Annotated in this window: 13 protein-coding genes; 7 read left to right on the top strand and 6 right to left on the bottom strand. The window is 72.1% G+C overall.

Features of this window, described 5'->3' with window-relative positions:
* Positions 1–3: 3 nt before the first annotated feature.
* From ME121_RS08095 to ME121_RS08085, 3 genes are read left to right on the top strand one after another with little or no spacing between them, the layout of a single operon-like run.
* Positions 4–930 (top strand): ABC transporter permease, encoded by a 927-nt coding sequence (locus tag ME121_RS08095; RefSeq protein WP_012322056.1) that lies wholly within the window; start codon positions 4–6, stop codon positions 928–930.
* Complete coding sequence (locus ME121_RS08090) at positions 920–1,726, top strand: ABC transporter ATP-binding protein (protein WP_012322055.1); 807 nt, start codon at positions 920–922, stop codon at positions 1,724–1,726. The genes ME121_RS08095 and ME121_RS08090 overlap by 11 nt, the downstream gene beginning before the upstream one ends.
* Positions 1,727–1,752: 26 nt before the next feature.
* Positions 1,753–3,294: an amidohydrolase family protein gene (locus ME121_RS08085; protein ID WP_059408643.1), complete on the top strand. Its 1,542-nt coding sequence runs from the start codon at positions 1,753–1,755 to the stop codon at positions 3,292–3,294.
* Between the two features lie 22 nt (positions 3,295–3,316).
* Here ME121_RS08085 and gudD read toward each other — a convergent pair whose 3' ends face one another.
* From gudD to kdgD, 3 genes are all read right to left on the bottom strand, one after another.
* The gene (gene gudD, locus ME121_RS08080) at positions 3,317–4,702 is read right to left on the bottom strand and encodes a glucarate dehydratase (protein WP_029358254.1); all 1,386 of its coding nucleotides are present in this window, start codon (positions 4,700–4,702) and stop codon (positions 3,317–3,319) included.
* A gap of 94 nt (positions 4,703–4,796) precedes the next feature.
* Positions 4,797–6,152: an MFS transporter gene (locus tag ME121_RS08075; protein ID WP_029358256.1), complete on the bottom strand. Its 1,356-nt coding sequence runs from the start codon at positions 6,150–6,152 to the stop codon at positions 4,797–4,799.
* Between the two features lie 98 nt (positions 6,153–6,250).
* Complete coding sequence (gene kdgD, locus ME121_RS08070; RefSeq protein ID WP_059408642.1) at positions 6,251–7,165, bottom strand: 5-dehydro-4-deoxyglucarate dehydratase; 915 nt, start codon at positions 7,163–7,165, stop codon at positions 6,251–6,253.
* A 107-nt stretch (positions 7,166–7,272) separates the two neighbouring features.
* Here kdgD and ME121_RS08065 point away from each other — a divergent pair, with 107 nt between their 5' ends.
* Positions 7,273–8,175 (top strand): LysR family transcriptional regulator, encoded by a 903-nt coding sequence (locus ME121_RS08065; protein ID WP_012322050.1) that lies wholly within the window; start codon positions 7,273–7,275, stop codon positions 8,173–8,175.
* 110 nt (positions 8,176–8,285) lie between these two features.
* On the top strand, positions 8,286–8,573 hold the full coding sequence (locus ME121_RS08060) for an MTH1187 family thiamine-binding protein (RefSeq protein ID WP_053621226.1): 288 nt from the start codon (positions 8,286–8,288) through the stop codon (positions 8,571–8,573).
* A gap of 413 nt (positions 8,574–8,986) precedes the next feature.
* On the opposite strand, the gene ME121_RS08055 is transcribed toward ME121_RS08060, so the two are convergent.
* On the bottom strand, positions 8,987–9,160 hold the full coding sequence (locus ME121_RS08055) for a metallothionein (RefSeq protein ID WP_012322048.1): 174 nt from the start codon (positions 9,158–9,160) through the stop codon (positions 8,987–8,989).
* Between the two features lie 156 nt (positions 9,161–9,316).
* On the opposite strand from ME121_RS08055, the gene ME121_RS08050 reads away from it, so the two are divergent.
* Both ME121_RS08050 and ME121_RS08045 read left to right on the top strand, forming a co-directional pair.
* Positions 9,317–11,635, top strand: coding sequence for an FdhF/YdeP family oxidoreductase (locus ME121_RS08050; protein ID WP_059408641.1), 2,319 nt, complete (start codon positions 9,317–9,319; stop codon positions 11,633–11,635).
* A 45-nt stretch (positions 11,636–11,680) separates the two neighbouring features.
* A complete protein-coding gene (locus ME121_RS08045) occupies positions 11,681–13,051 on the top strand; it encodes a pentapeptide repeat-containing protein (RefSeq protein WP_059408640.1) in 1,371 nt (456 codons plus the stop codon).
* A gap of 42 nt (positions 13,052–13,093) precedes the next feature.
* On the opposite strand, the gene ME121_RS08040 is transcribed toward ME121_RS08045, so the two are convergent.
* Both ME121_RS08040 and selA read right to left on the bottom strand, forming a co-directional pair.
* Complete coding sequence (locus tag ME121_RS08040) at positions 13,094–13,564, bottom strand: MarR family winged helix-turn-helix transcriptional regulator (RefSeq protein WP_012322045.1); 471 nt, start codon at positions 13,562–13,564, stop codon at positions 13,094–13,096.
* 123 nt (positions 13,565–13,687) lie between these two features.
* Positions 13,688–15,130 (bottom strand): L-seryl-tRNA(Sec) selenium transferase, encoded by a 1,443-nt coding sequence (gene selA / locus ME121_RS08035; RefSeq protein ID WP_012322044.1) that lies wholly within the window; start codon positions 15,128–15,130, stop codon positions 13,688–13,690.
* Positions 15,131–15,356: the final 226 nt, after the last annotated feature.

Here is a 15,356-nt window from a genome sequence, read left to right as displayed (position 1 = left end):
CGGATGGCCGTCGATCTCGCCCGCGCCGCCGTCCCGCACGTCCGGCCGCGCCTCCCGTTCGGTCAGCGCCTCGCGCTGCCCGACGGGCTCGTCCCGCTCCTGCAGCGGACCGGCTGGATGCTGGTCTCGGTCGGCTGCTTCGCCGGTCTCTGGGAGCTGCTCTGGGCGCTCGGCATCGCCGACGCCAAGCTCCTGCCGCCGCCGCACATCTTCCTCGGCAACCTCGCCGAGCAGGCGCGCTTCTTCAACACCGCGCAGCGCTGGCAGATCGGCACCGGGATGAATACCGGCCCGAGCCCCGCCATGGCGGTGCTGATCACGGTGCTCGCCTCTACCGGCCGCGTGCTGGCGGGCCTCGCCCTGGCGGCCTCCCTGTCGATCCTGGTCGGCGTCGGGATCCGCTACTTCAAGCTGTTCGAGCGTCTGACCCTGCCGACCATCACGCTCCTGGCGCCGGTCTCGCCGATCGCGTGGCTGCCGGTGGCGATCTTCATGTTCGGGATCGGCAACGCCCCGGCGATCTTCATGGTGTTCATCGCCCTGTTCTTCACGATGGTGCTCTCGACCATCCAGCAGATCGACGGGGTCAACCGGAACTACATCAACGTCGCCCGGACCATGGGGGCGACGAAGCGCCAGATCTACGCCCGGGTGATCGTGCCGGCGATCCTGCCGGGCCTGCTCGCGGTGCTGCGCCTCAACCTGTTCGGCGCCTGGATGGTGGTGCTCGTCGCCGAGGCGACGGGCGTCGGCTACGGGCTCGGCCAGGTGATCATGCTGGCGCGCAACACCTTCAACCCGTCGCTCGTCTTCTTCACCATCACGCTGATCGGCCTGCTCGGCTTCGCCTTCGACCTGCTGTTCCGGCTCGTCCAGCGGCGGCTGCTGTACTGGCTGCCGCGCGACGCGGGGTCCTCCCTTGGCCTCTGATCCCGCATCCCAGGACGCCGTCTCCTGCCGCGGCGTCGCCAAGGTCTGGGCGGCCGGCACCGCCCGCGCCCACGAGGCCCTGCGCGACATCGACCTCACCGTGCGGCCCGGCGAGTTCGTGGTGTTCCTCGGACCCTCGGGCTGCGGGAAGAGCACGCTGCTCTACCTGATCGCCGGGCTCGAACCCGCCTCCGGGGGCGAGCTCCTGGCCTTCGGCGAACCGGTCACCGGCCCGTCGCCGGAGCGCAGCCTGATCTTCCAAGAGACCTCGCTGCTGCCCTGGCTCAGCGTCTGGCAGAACGTCAGCTTCGGCCTGTCGCTGAAGGGCGTGCCGGAGGCCGAGCGCCGGAGCGTCGCCCGGGCGGCGCTCCAGCGCGTCGGCCTGGCCGAGGCCTTCGACAAGCGGCCGGACGAGCTGTCCGGCGGCATGCGCCAGCGGGTGGCCGTGGCGCGGGCGCTGGCCATGCGCCCGAAGGTGCTGCTGATGGACGAGCCCTTCGCGGCGCTCGACGTCCAGACCCGCCAGAAGATGCAGGACTTCCTGCTCGACGTCTGGCGCGACAGCGGCGCCTCGGTGCTGTTCGTGACCCACCACATCGACGAGGCGGTGGCGCTCGCCGACCGCGTGGTGGTGTTCACCGCCCGCCCCGGCCGGATCAAGACGATCGTCCGCAACGACCTCGCCCGCCCGCGCGACCCGTTCTCGCCCGAGGCCGAGGCGCTGCGGCGTCACCTCACCGAGCTGCTGCGCGACGAGGTCGACCGGGCCTTCGCCGAGCAGGAAGCGCTCGTCTGACCCCCTCCCCCAACACGGACACGACCATGGCCACATCGCTGATCCGCAGCCGGCGGATGATCACCCGTACCCTCGACCACGATCGCTGGGAGGAGATCGCCGACGGCGCGGTCCTTCAGAAGGACGGGGTCATCGCGGCGGTCGGCACCTACGCGGACCTGCACGCCCGCTACCCCGACGCCCCGGTGATCGGCTCCGGCCGCGAGATCCTGCTGCCGGGCTTCGTCAACGGCCACCACCATGTCGGCCTGACGCCGGTGCAGCTCGGCTCACCCGACATGCCCCTGGAGCTGTGGTTCGTCACCCGCATGGTGGCGCGCAACCTGAACCTCTACCTCGACACCCTCTACTCGGCCTTCGAGATGGTCGGCTCCGGGATCACCACGGTCCAGCACATCCACGGCTGGATGCCGGGCAGCCTGGAGGAGGTCGAGGCGCGCTCCAACGAGGTGCTGCGCGCCTATCGCGACATCGGCATGCGCGTCTCGTACTGCTTCGCGGTCCGCGACCAGAACCGTCTCGTCTACCAGGCCGACATGGACTTCGTGGCGAGCCTGCCGGCGCCGCTGCAGGACCCGATGAAGCGCTGGTTCGAGCGCTTTCAGATGTCCCTGGAGGACAATTTCTCGCTCTTCCGCAGCCTGCATGCCGGCCAGGAGGGGGCCTCGCGGGCCAGGATCCAGCTGGCGCCCGCCAACCTGCACTGGTGCTCCGACGCGGCCCTCGAAGGGCTCGCCGGACTGTCCGAATCCTACGACGTGCCGATGCACATGCACCTCGTCGAGACCGCCTACCAGAAGGCCTACGCGGAGAAGCGCGGCGGCGGTACCGCCCTCGAGTACCTCGACCGGTTCGGGATGCTCGGTCCGCGCCTGACGCTCGGCCACGGCGTCTGGCTCAACGAATCCGACATCGAGCGGGTGGCGGCGACCGGCACCTGCATCTGCCACAATTGCTCGTCGAACTTCCGGCTGCGCTCCGGCGTGGCGGCGCTCAACCGGTTCGAGGCGAAGGGCATCAACACGGCGATCGGCCTCGACGAGGCCGGCATCAACGACGACCGCGACATGCTCCAGGAGATGCGCCTCGTGCTGCGCGCCCACCGGGTGCCCGGCATGGACGAGGCCGACGTGCCGAGCATGGCGCAGGTGCTGCGGATGGCGACCGTCGGCGGCGCCCGCACCACCCCCTACGGCGACGGCCTCGGCACGATCGAGGTCGGCAAGGGCGCCGACCTCGTCCTGATCGACTGGGACCAGATCGCCTACCCGTATCTCGACCCGGAGACGCCGCTCCTCGACGCGGTGATCCAGCGGGCCAAGACCGGCGGCGTCACCGCGGTGCTGTGCGAGGGCGAGGTGCTCTACGCGGACGGGCGGTTCACGCGGGTCGACCGCGACGCCGCCCTGAAGGCGCTCCACGACGACCTGTCGCGGGCGCTCTCGGACGACGAGGTCGAGCGGCGCCAGCTCTCGAAGGCGCTGCTCCCCCACGCGAAACGCTTCTACGCCGACTACATCGACCCGTCGCGGCACGAGCCGTTCTACCGCCCGAGCTCGCGCGTCTGACGGCGCGGGCCCGGGTCGGGCCTCAGCGGACCAGGCAGGGCTTCTTGTTGTCGAAGGTCCAGCCGGGGATCAGGAACTGCATGGCGGCCGCGTCGTCGCGGGCGCCGAGGCCGTGGTCGCGGTAGAGGGCGTGGGCCGCCTCCACCGCCGCCATGTCGAGCTCGATGCCGAGGCCCGGCCGCTCCGGCACCCGCACGAGGCCGCCGCGGATCGCCAGAGGCTCCTTGGTCAGGCGCTCGCCGTCCTGCCAGATCCAGTGGGTGTCGATCGCGGTGACGTTGCCCGGCGCCGCCGCGGCCACGTGGGTGAACATCGCGAGCGACACGTCGAAGTGGTTGTTCGAGTGCGAGCCCCAGGTCAGGCCGTGGTCGCGGCACAGCTGGGCCACCCGGACCGAGCCGGCGAGCGTCCAGAAGTGCGGGTCCGCCAGCGGGATGTCGACGGCGCCGAGCTGGATCGCGTGGTTCATCTGCCGCCAGTCGGTGGCGATCATGTTGGTCGCGGTGGGCAGGCCGGTGGCGCGGCGGAACTCGGCCATGATCTCGCGGCCCGAGAACCCGCCCTCGGCGCCGCAGGGATCCTCCGCGTAGGCCAGGACGTGGCCCTGGCCCTTGCAGAGGCGGATCGCCTCGTCGAGGGACCACGCGCCGTTCGGGTCGAGCGTCACGCGGGCCTTGGGGAACCGCTCGTGGATCGCGGTGACGGCGGCGATCTCGTCCTCGCCGCGCAGCACGCCGCCCTTCAGCTTGAAGTCGTTGAAGCCGTACTGGTCGTAGGCGGCCCCGGCGAGCCGGGCCACGGCCTCGGGGGTCAGCGCCTCCTCGTCGCGCAGGCGGAACCAGCCGTCGCGGGCGCTCGGCGCCCGGTAGCCGAGATCCGTGCGGGTGCGGTCGCCGACGTAGAACAGGTAGCCCAGCATCTCGACCGCGTCGCGCTGCTGGCCCTCGCCCAGGAGCGCCGCCACCGGCACGTCAAGGAACTGGCCGAGCAGGTCGAGGAAAGCGGATTCGACCGCCGTCACCGCGTGGATGGTGATGCGCAGGTCGAAGGTCTGGAGCCCGCGGCCGCCGGCGTCGCGGTCGGCGAAGCGCGCCCGCATGGCGTTGAGCACCGCGTTCCAGGCGCCGAGCGGCCGCCCGATCACGAGGTCCCGGGCATCCTCCAGGGTCCTGCGGATGCCCTCGCCGCCGGGGACCTCGCCGAGGCCGGTGGCGCCGGTGGAGTCGGTCAGGATCACGAGGTTGCGGGTGAAGTACGGCCCGTGCGCGCCCGAGAGGTTGAGGAGCATGCTGTCGTGGCCGGCCACCGGCACGACACGCATGGCGGTCACGGTCGGCGTGTGGCGGGCGGCGTGGCGGCTCTCGTTCGACGTGGCGTGATCCGTGGCGTGATCCGTGGCGTGATCCATGGCGTCCTCCTCGGGGGCCCCCGGCCGGTCTTCGCCGGGCGCGGGGCGGGATCGATGCGGGGCCGGTCCGGACGGGGCCGGCCCGGCGGGCGGGTCAGTGGGCCTTGAGCTCGACGCGGCGGATCTCCCCGACCACCACGAGGTAGCAGAAGCAGGCGACGAGGGCGTTCAGGCCGACGAAGACCAGGGCGCCGTTGAACGAGCCCGTGCTCTGGACGATGTAGCCGATCGCGATCGGCGTGGTGATGCCGGCGGTGTTGCCGAAGGTGTTGAACAGGCCGCCCGAGAGGCCGCCGCTCTCCCGCGGCGAGGTGTCGGCGACGACCGCCCAGCCGAGCGCGCCGATGCCCTTGCCGAAGAAGGCCAGCGCCATCAGCCCGACCACGACCGCGTCCGCCTGGACGTAGTTGCAGCCGATGATGCTCATCGACAGCAGCATGCCGCCGACGATCGGGATCTTGCGGGCCGCCGTCAGCGAGAAGCCGCGGCGCAGGAGCAGGTCGGAGATCACGCCCCCGAGGATGCCGCCGATGAAGCCGCACAGCGCCGGCAGCACCGCCGCGAAGCCGGCCTGCAGGATCGACAGGCCGCGCTCCTTGACGAGGTAGACCGGGAACCACGTCAGGAAGAAGTAGGTCAGCACCGTGATGCAGTACTGGCCGACATAGATGCCGAGCAGCATCCGGTTGGCGAGCAGCTGGCGCAGCGTCCGGCCGGCATCGCCCTGCCTGCCCCGGCTCTGGCCGTCCATGTCGAGCAGCGCGCCGCCGGCCTCGATGTAGTCCCGCTCCGCCTGGTTCATCGCCGGGTGGTGCTTCGGGCTGTCGACGACGCGCAGCCACAGCACCGCGAAGGCGATGCCGAGCAGGCCCATGCTGGTGAAGACGTGGTGCCAGCCGAAATTGTGGACGATCCACGCCATCAGCGGCGTGAACAGCACCGTCGCGAAGTACTGCGCCGAGTTGAAGAACGCCGAGGCCATGCCGCGCTCCCGGGTCGGGAACCACGCGGCGACGATCCGGGCGTTGGCGGGGAAGACCGGCGCCTCGGTGAGGCCGACGGCGAGCCGCAGGGCGAAGAGCAGCACCACGGCGGTCAGGCCGGTGAAGAAGCCCACGGCGCCCTGGACCAGCGTGAAGGCCGACCAGAGGGCGACGGCGGCGGCGTAGACCCACTTGACGCTGTAGCGGTCGAGGAGCCAGCCGCCCGGGATCTGGGCGAGGACGTAGGACCACGCGAAGGCCGAGAAGACGTAGCCCATCTGGACCGGCGAGAGGCCGAGTTCCTTGGCCATGTCGGGCCCGGCGATCGAGATGGTCGCGCGGTCGGCGTAGTTGATCGTCGTGGCGGCGAACAGCATCGCCACGATCAGCAGGCGGACGCGGGTGCGGCGACCCGCGTCGGCGGCGGCGAGCAGGGTGCTCGGCGCGCCGGTCGAACTGGCACTCATGGACGTTCTCCCTGGCTCGTCGCCACCCGGTTGATCCGGGAAGCGGGTCGTGGCCGCCGTTGGCTCGGCGGGTCCGTCTTGGGTGTCGAGGCGGGGGCTCAGCGGCGGTCGCCGATCAGGGCCGTCAGCTCGGCGCGCTCGGCCGCGTCGAGCTCGGTCAGCGGCGGCCGGACCGGGCCGGCGTGGCGGCCGACGGCGCTCATGCCCGCCTTGACGATGGAGACCGCGTAGCCGCGCTTGCGGTTGCGGATCGCGATGTAGGGGAGGACGAAGTCGCGCAGCTCCCGGTAGACCGCGTCGCGGTCCCGGCGGCGGACGCTGTCGTAGAAGGACAGCGCCCATTCCGGCAGGAAGTTGAAGATCGCCGAAGAGTAGGTGGTGACGCCCATCTCCAGGTACGGCAGCGCGAAGGTCTCGGCGGTGGGCAGGCCGCCGACATAGGTCAGGCGGTCGCCCAGCGCCGCGTAGACCCGGGTCATCAGCTCGACGTCGCCGACGCCGTCCTTGAAGCCGACGAGGTTCGGGCAGCGCTCGCACAGGCCGGCCAGCGTCCGCTCGTCGAGCTGGGCGTTGGCGCGGTTGTAGACGATGATCCCCAGGGCGGTCGCGCGGCAGACCGCCTCGATATGGGCGGCGAGACCGGCCTGCTCGGAGCCGACCAGGTAGGGCGGCAGCAGCAGGATCCCGTCCGCGCCGGCGGCCTCGGCGGCCCGGGCCATCTCGACCGCCAGGGCGGTGCCCTGGCCGGCGGGGGCGATGACCGGGGTCCGGCCGCGGGTCTCCTCGACGGCGGCGCGCAGGACGCGGTCGATCTCGGCGGGCGTCAGCGAGAAGAACTCGCCGGTGCCGCCGGCGGCGAACAGGCCCGACACCTTGTAGTCGGCGAGACGTCCGAGATTGTCCCGGTAGGCGGTCTCGTCGAAGCTGAGGTCGTCGCGGAAATGCGTGACCGGGAACGACAGCAGGCCGGAGCCCAGCACGCGCGCCATCTCGGCCGGGGTCATGCTCGCCATCGATCCTCTCCCTGGAACGCACCGTTCGGTGTCGCGTCCGGGGTTAGGCGCCGGCGTTAAATGCGTCCAACGTTGATTTTGGCTGGATTATCCCGGATCCTGCATCAATGTTCGATCTCGGCCACGCCCGCAGCTTCGTCGCCGTCGCCGAGGAGATGCATTTCGGCCGGGCCGCGACGCGGCTGAACCTGACCCAATCGCCCCTGTCGCGGCAGATCCAGATGCTGGAGCAGACGCTGGGCGTGACGCTGCTGGAGCGGACCACCCGGGCGGTGCGCCTGACCCCGGCGGGCCGCACCTTCCTGGCCGAGGCCTACCGGGTGCTGGCGGCGGCCGAGAACGCCGCCCGCATCACGCGCCGCGCCGCTCGGGGCGAGAGCGGGGTGCTGCGCCTCAGCTTCACCGCCGCCTCGGCCTACCGGACGCTGCCGCAGGTCGTCGCCCATGTCCGCCGGACGCTGCCCGAGGTCGACCTCGTGCTGGAGGAGATGGTCTCGGACGAGCAGATCCTGGCGCTGGGCGAGAACCGCACGGATCTCGCGATCCTGCGGCCGGCCCCGGTCCTGCAGGATCCGAAATCCGCGATCGCCACCGCGCCGCTGGCGCGCGAGCGGCTCCTCCTCGCGGTCCCGCGCGGGCACCGCCTCGCCGCGGCGCGCGCGCCGACCCTGAGGGACCTCGACGGCGAGGCCTTCGTGACGTGGTCGCCCCGGGGCGGCCGCTACTTCATCGACCTGCTCGACCGTCTGTTCGAGGCCGGGGGCGTGCAGCCCCGGATCGTGCAGCGGGTGAACCAGGTCCACGCGATGCTGGCCCTCGTCGGCGCCGGCATCGGCGTCGCGCTGGTGCCGGGCAGCGCCCGGGGCAACAGCATGGCCGACATCCGGCTCCGGCCGATCGCCCTGCCGGCCGCGACCGGACCGGAGCTGTGGCTCGCGTGGCGCAGCGACAACGCCAATCCGTGCCTGCCCTCGGTGCGGGCCGCGGCGCTGGAGACCGGCGAGGCGTGACCGCCGGCGCCACCCTGGAAAGTCGCCGCCGCCGGCGATAGGCTGCCCGCTCGCCCCGCTTCCGGTCGCGCTGCCGGTCGGGGCCGCCCCTCCCGGATCAGGCAGGCACCATGAGAGTTTCGGCCGACCTCTGCATCGTGCCGATGGGCGTCGGCCCGTCGGTCTCGCCCTACGTGCGGGAAATCAAGGGGATCATCGAGTCGAGCGGGCTCACCGCCACGATGCATCCCAACGGCACGAACATCGAGGGCGAGCTGTCGGAGATCTGCGCGCTGGCGGAGCGGTGCGAGGCGAGGCTCGCCGAGCTCGGCGTCCAGCGGACCTTCTTCACGCTGATCTTCTCGACGCGCCGGGACAAGGACCAGACGATGGCCGACAAGCTCGCCGCGGTCTCCTGACCGCGCGCCCATCGCCCGCCATCCCGGGGTCGCGCCGCGGAGCCGGTGATGCAGTGCCGGGGTCGGCAGGTCTCACACCGACGGAGCGTCGCGATTCCGGGCCCGCCTTCGGCGCCCCGAAACGAGAGCGCCTGACCCTCTGGTAGGCCTGATCTCACCGAGGTCGGGACGACGACGATCGCGGAGCCTGTCCCGAGCCAGGCGCGGGTCCCCTCTCCCGTGCGGGAGAGGGACAGGGTGAGGGATCAGGTCTGTCCGAACACAGCGCACCCTGACCGAGCCGCGACGGCGTGCGATCCGGAAACGTCGTGCCCCTCACCCCAACCCTCTCCCGGGCGGGAGAGGGGGGCGCGTTGCGGCTGTCTCGACCGCAGATGCGTCGCGAGACCGTCGAGCCGCGATCGGGAGCGGCCCTAGCCGTGGCAGGCGCAGCCGGCGTGCTCGCAGCCGGCGTGATCCTTGTGGCCGTCCGCGCAGTCGTCGCAGCAATAGGCCTTGCCGTCCCGCGACACGGCCTTGGCGACCGGGATCACGCAGACGCAGTCCTGGCAGGCGCACTTCACCATCTCGACGTCGACGCTGGCCATGATTTCCTCCTCCGGCGGGACAGTCCGCTTGTCGACGTTAGAGCCGCGACGGCGGCGAGAAAACCCTTCCCCGGGCGCGGTGACGCGCCCGTGATCCCATTCGCCCGCTCGCGCGTTCCCCCGGTCCGGTGATCGCTGCGCCGGGTGGAGGGCGCTATGGCCGAGCAGAAGACCGACGACGTCCGGATCGAGCCCTATGACGGGCCGGCGGGCGGCTGGGGCTCGGCCCGCTCCCTCGTCGAGATCCTGACCCGGGAGGGCGTGCCGGTCACCGGCTCGGCGATGCTGCTGAAGCAGAACAAGCCGGACGGGTACATGTGCACGTCCTGCGCCTGGGCGAAGCCCGCCAAGCCGCTCGCCTTCGAGTACTGCGAGAACGGCGCCAAGGCGACCGCCTGGGAGCAGACGCGCCGCCGCGCGACGCCGGATTTCTTCGCCGCGCACACCGTGACGGAGCTCCTCGGCTGGAGCGACTACGCCCTGGAGGAGCAGGGCCGCCTGACCCACCCGATGCGCTACGACCCGGCGACGGACCGCTACCGGCCCGTCGCCTGGGCGGAGGCCCTCGCGGAGATCGGCCGGGAGCTGAAGGACCTGCGCGCGCAGGATCCGCGATCGGCGGTGTTCTACGCCTCGGGCCGGGCCTCGCTGGAGACGAGCTACATGTGGGCGCTGCTCGCCCGCCTCTACGGCAACAACAACCTGCCCGATTCCTCCAACATGTGCCACGAGCCGACCTCGGTGGCACTGCCGCAATCCATCGGCGCGCCGGTCGGCACGGTGCTCCTGGAGGATTTCGAGACCACCGACCTGATCTTCTTCTTCGGCCAGAACGTCGGGTCGAACGCGCCGCGGATGCTGCACCCGCTCCAGGAGGCGCGGCGCCGGGGCGCGCAGATCATCACCTTCAACCCGCTGCGCGAGCGCGGGCTGGAGCGCTTCACCGACCCGCAATCGCCGGTGGAGATGCTCACCCGCTCGTCCACGAAGATCTCGACGCAGTACCACCAGGTGAAGGCCGGCGGCGACCTCGCGGCCCTCACCGGCCTGTGCAAGGCCCTGCTCGCCCTGGACCGGGCCGCGGAGGCCGCCGGCCGGCCCCGGGTGCTCGACCACGCCTTCATCGCCGAGCACACCCACGGGTTCGAGGCCTTCGTCGCCTTCTGCGACGGGCAGGACTGGGCCGCGCTGGAGCGGCGCTCCGGCCTCACCCGGACCGCGCTGGAGGCCGCAGCCGGGGTCTACGCCCGCGCGAAGGCGGTGATCGGCATCTACGGGATGGGCCTGACCCAGCACCGCAAGGGCACCGAGACCGTCCGGATGCTCGTGAACCTGCTGCTCCTGCGCGGCAATATCGGGAAGCCCGGCGCCGGGATCTGCCCGGTGCGGGGCCACTCGAACGTGCAGGGCCAGCGCACCGTCGGCATCACCGAGAAGCCCGAGCTGGCGCCGCTGGACAAGCTGCGGGAGCTCTACGGCTTCGAGCCGCCGCGGGAGAAGGGCCTCAACACCGTCGAGACCTGCGAGGGCGTCCTCGACGGGCGCGTGAAGGCCTTCGTCGGGCTCGGCGGCAACTTCCTGCGCGCCGTGCCCGACACCGCCCGGATGGAGCCGGCCTGGCGGCGGCAGCGCCTCACCGTGCAGATCTCGACCAAGCTCAACCGCTCGCACCTCGTCAACGGCGCCGTCGCCTACATCCTGCCCTGCCTCGGCCGGATCGAGATCGACCAGCAGGCGAGCGGCCGGCAGGCGGTGTCGATGGAGGATTCCACCGCGCGCTTCCACGGTTCCCGGGGCGTGGCCGAACCGGTCGGGCCGCACCTGCGCTCCGAGCCCTGGATCGTGGCGGAGATCGCCAAGGCGACGCTGCCGCCCAATCCCCGGATCGACTGGGATGCCTGGGTGGCCGATTACGGGCGGGTGCGCGACGCGATCGAGGCGACCTACCCGAGCGTGTTCCACGACCTGAACGGCCGGATGTTCCAGCCCGGCGGCCTGACGAAGCCGCTCGGCGCCCGCGACCGCAAATGGGAGACCGAGACCGGGAAGGCGAATTTCGCGGTGCCCGAGGGACTCGAGGCCGACCCGGACCTGCCCGAGCGCGGCCCGGACGTGCTCGACCTGATCACGCTGCGGTCGAACGACCAGTTCAACACCACGGTCTACGGCTACGACGACCGTTTCCGCGGGGTGAAGGGCACCCGGGACGTGCTGTTCATGAACCGGCGCGACATCGCGCGGCTGGGGCTGAGGGACGGGATCAGCGTCGACGTGGCGACCGAGGCGGACGACCATGTGCCGCGGCGCGTGGGCGGCCTGCGGGTGATCGCCTACGACATCCCGGAGGGCAACTGCGCCGGGTACTACCCGGAGCTGAACGTCCTGCTGCCGCTCTGGCACCACGACGAGCAGTCCAAGACCCCCGCCGCCAAGGCGATCACCGTGCGGGTGACGGCCGCGACCGCCGCGCCCTGAGCGGAGCGTCTGGCGTCCGGTCGCGCCTTCCGGCAAGGAACGACGATGGACCAGGCGACTCCCCCCGACGCGCGACCGGACGCCCCGGCGGACTCGCGGCTGCGCGCGCTCGTCGGCCGGATCGCCGCCGCGGCGCCCCTGCGCGAGCCGGGCGCGGACCTGTCGCAGCTGAGCGCCGCGCCGGGCGCCCTCGCGGCCGTGCCGGATGCCGGCCTCGTCACCGACGCCGAATCCGGCGGCCTGGGGCTCGTCGGCGCGGACCTGTCCCGCGCCCGCATGGAGGAGGCCGACCTCTCCGGCGCGAACCTGCGCGGGGCGAGCCTCACCGGCGCGGTCGGGCGCTCGACCCGCTTCACCGGGGCGATCCTGGAGGCGGCCGACCTGTCCGAGGCCGATCTCTCCGGCGCGGACTTCACCGGCATCGTCGCCGGGCAGGTGAAGTTCGCCGGGGCGATGCTGGAGGATGCCCGGTTCGGCGAGGCCGCGATGCGCTTCGCCGACCTGTCCGGCGCCCTGCTCGACGGGACCGACTTCGCCGGCGCCGATCTCTGGGGCGCGGATTTCTCCGGTGCGGATGCGGACGACACGGTCTTCCGCGGGGCGCGGCTCGACGAGGCCAAGCTCGCAGACGCCAACCTGACCCACGCGGATTTCGCCGAGGCCAGCCTGACCAAGGCGAGCCTCGCCGGCTCGCGGCTGCGGGGCGCCCATTTCACCGGCGCGAAGCTCGACGGCGCCGATCTCTCCGGGGCGGATCTCTCCGACACCGACCTCGTGCGGCTCAACCTCGCCACCTGCCGGCTGCGGCACGCCCGCTTCGCCGGCGCGTGGCTCAACGGCACGCGGATGAGCGTGGAGCAGCTCGGCGGGGCGGTCGGCGAGGAGGTGGCCGGCGCCTACGAGGCCGCCCAGGCGAGCTACCTCGCCCTGGAGCAGAACTGGAAGAGCATCGGCAGCCACGACGCGGCGAGCTGGGCGTACAAGCGCGGCCGCCGGATGGGCCGTTTCCACGCCGGGCAGCAGGCCCGCGCCGCGTGGTCCGACCGGGACTGGTCCGGCGTCCTGCGGCACGGCTATCGCTGGACCGCCGACCGCTTCGTCGAGTGGTTGTGCGATTACGGCGAGAGCCTGTCGCGCATCGCGCGCGCCTTCGCGCTGCTGATCGTGCTGTTCGGCGGGCTCTTCGGCCTGACCGGCGGCCTGTACATCCTGGAGGGACCGGACGCCGGGCCGACCTACAACCCCCTCGATCTCCTGAGCTACAGCGCGCTCAACATGATGACCGCGAACCCGCCGGAGATCGGCCTGAAGCCCACCGGCCGCGTCACCAACCTTCTGGTCGGCATCGAGGGCGGCGTCGGCATCATCCTGATGGGACTCTACGGCTTCGTCCTGGGCAACCGCCTGCGACGGTGAGGCCGCCAGCTCCGGAGCGGCGCCCCGCTATCCGGGCTGTCCTCAGTCGTTCACGCTGAGCCGGTCGATCACGAGGCTCAGATCCTTGCGCAGGGCGCGGATCTCCGGCTCGCTGAGTTCGAGCTGGCACATCACGCTCTCGCGGACCGAGACCGCGTCGGCGCGCAGGGCGGCGCCCTCCGGCGTCAGGGCGATCTCGACCTCGCGCTCGTCGGACTGGCGCCGGGTCCGGAGCAGGAAGCCCGCGCTCTCCAGGCGCTTCAGCACCGGCGTGAGGGTGCCGGAATCGAGGCGCAGGCGCCGGCCGATCTCCGAGACCGTGACGCCGTCCTGCTCCCACAGCACCAGCAGAACGAGATATTGCGGATAAGTCAGTCCGAGCCGCTCGAGCAGCGGCCGGTACGACTTGGTCATCCGATGCGCGGCAGCATAGAGCGCGTAGCAGAGCTGGTTATCGAGCAGCAGCGGATCCGTCTCCGGCTGCGCCTCAGCCGTATCGGCACTGTACGCCATATCGTTCGCCCATCGCGGTCCACGCACCGCCACACTCGACCGCGACCGCGGGTTCGTCATCATACCATAACACGGGATGCCGGCGCGCAAGCTCCGAGCGTCGGGCCCGTTCTCTTAACAACCCTATGGGGTTCGTCTCCCGTCCACGACGGGCGGAAGCGCCGCCAGTGCGTCGAGGAAGCCCGGCTCGTCCTCGAGCGTCCGGAGATCCAGGCGGACGGCCTCGTCGCTGATCCGGCCGATCACCGGCACCGGGAGCCGGCGCAGATCCTCGGCGAGCCGCCGGCACCGCCCGCCCGCGCCGCGGCCGCCCGCGGAGACCGGCGTCAGGACCAGGGCGGCGCTGGGCAGGGTCTCCACCGGCAGGGCGCCGGATCCGATCTGGCTGATGCAGTCGGCGACCGTGACCGTGGCGCGGCCGGCGAGCCGCTCCGCCACCGCGGGGGCGAGGCGCTCGGCCTGCGCGGCGATCGCGTCGCGCGCGCGGGTCAGGAGCCGCAGGGTCGGCAGCTCCGCGCGCAGCCGCTCGGGGTGCAGGTAGAGCCGCAGCACGGCCTCGAGCGCCGCGTAGGTCATCTTGTCGACGCGCAGGGCCCGCTTCAGCGGGTTCTTGCGCACGCGGGCGATCAGGTCCCTCCGCCCCGCCACGATGCCGCACTGGACCGCGCCGAGCAATTTGTCGCCGCTGAAGGTGACGACGTCGGCCCGCTCCAGGGCGGCGCGGACCGTGGGCTCGGGGGGCAGCCCGTGGGCCGCGAGGTCGACGAGGCTGCCGCTTCCGAGATCGTCCGCCAGCGGCACGCCGCGCTCCCGGCAGAGGGCGTGGAGGGCGACGGGATCCGCCGCCGCGGTGAAGCCCGCGATGGCGTAGTTGCTCGGGTGCACCTTCATCACGAGGCCGGTGCGGGGCCCGAGGGCCTCCGCGTAGTCGCGCAGGTGGGTACGGTTCGTGGTGCCGACCTCGCGCAGGCGGCAACCGGCCCGCACCATCACGTCCGGCACCCGGAACGAGCCGCCGATCTCCACGAGCTCGCCGCGGGAGACCACCACCTCCCTGCGCATGGCGAGCGCGTTCAGCACCAGCAGGACGGCGGCCGCGTTGTTGTTGACGACGACCGCGGCCTCGGCGCCGGTCAGGCGGCAGATCAGGGCCTCGACATGATCGTCCCGCTCGCCGCGGGCGCCGGTCTCGAGATCGAATTCGAGGTTGCTCGCCTGCACCATCACGGCGGCCACCGCCTCCGCGGCCGAGCGGGGCAGCAGGGCGCGGCCGAGATTGGTGTGCAGAACCGTCCCGGTCAGGTTGAGGACCGGCCGCAGGGACGGGCGCCGCTCGGCGGCGAGGCGCGCCGACGCCGCCGCCCGGATCGCCGCCGCGTCCGGGACGGGACCGCCCCCCGCCCGGAGCCCGGCCACCACCGCCCGGATCGCGTCCGTGAAGGCCGTCCGCCCGTAGGTCTCGAGATCGGCGGGCGGCGCGCCGCCGACGAGGCGCTCGACCGAGGGAATCCGGCGCGGGGACGGCGCCGGGTCGACGGCCTGAGGGGTGGGGGCGGGTCCGTTCATGTCAGGCCAGAGATAACCATCCCGCTGCACGGAGCCAGCCCGTCGACGCGCGGATAATGCGCGCAGGTTGTTCCGGTCCCGGCCCGACGGTAAGGGCAGATCCTGAAATCGGCGCCCGAGAGTCCATCGCACCCGCGCGGGGCGGGCTCGGCCACGCCAACCCCGCCGAGCCTTCTCGGGAGACGTCGCCATGTCCCGACCTTCGATCCAGATCCACCCGATGATC

This window comes from Methylobacterium sp. ME121 (genome assembly GCF_000974725.1).
In the GTDB taxonomy this organism is placed as follows: Bacteria; Pseudomonadota; Alphaproteobacteria; order Rhizobiales; family Beijerinckiaceae; genus Methylobacterium; species Methylobacterium radiotolerans.
This window is presented reverse-complemented; position numbering and strand designations above follow the sequence as displayed.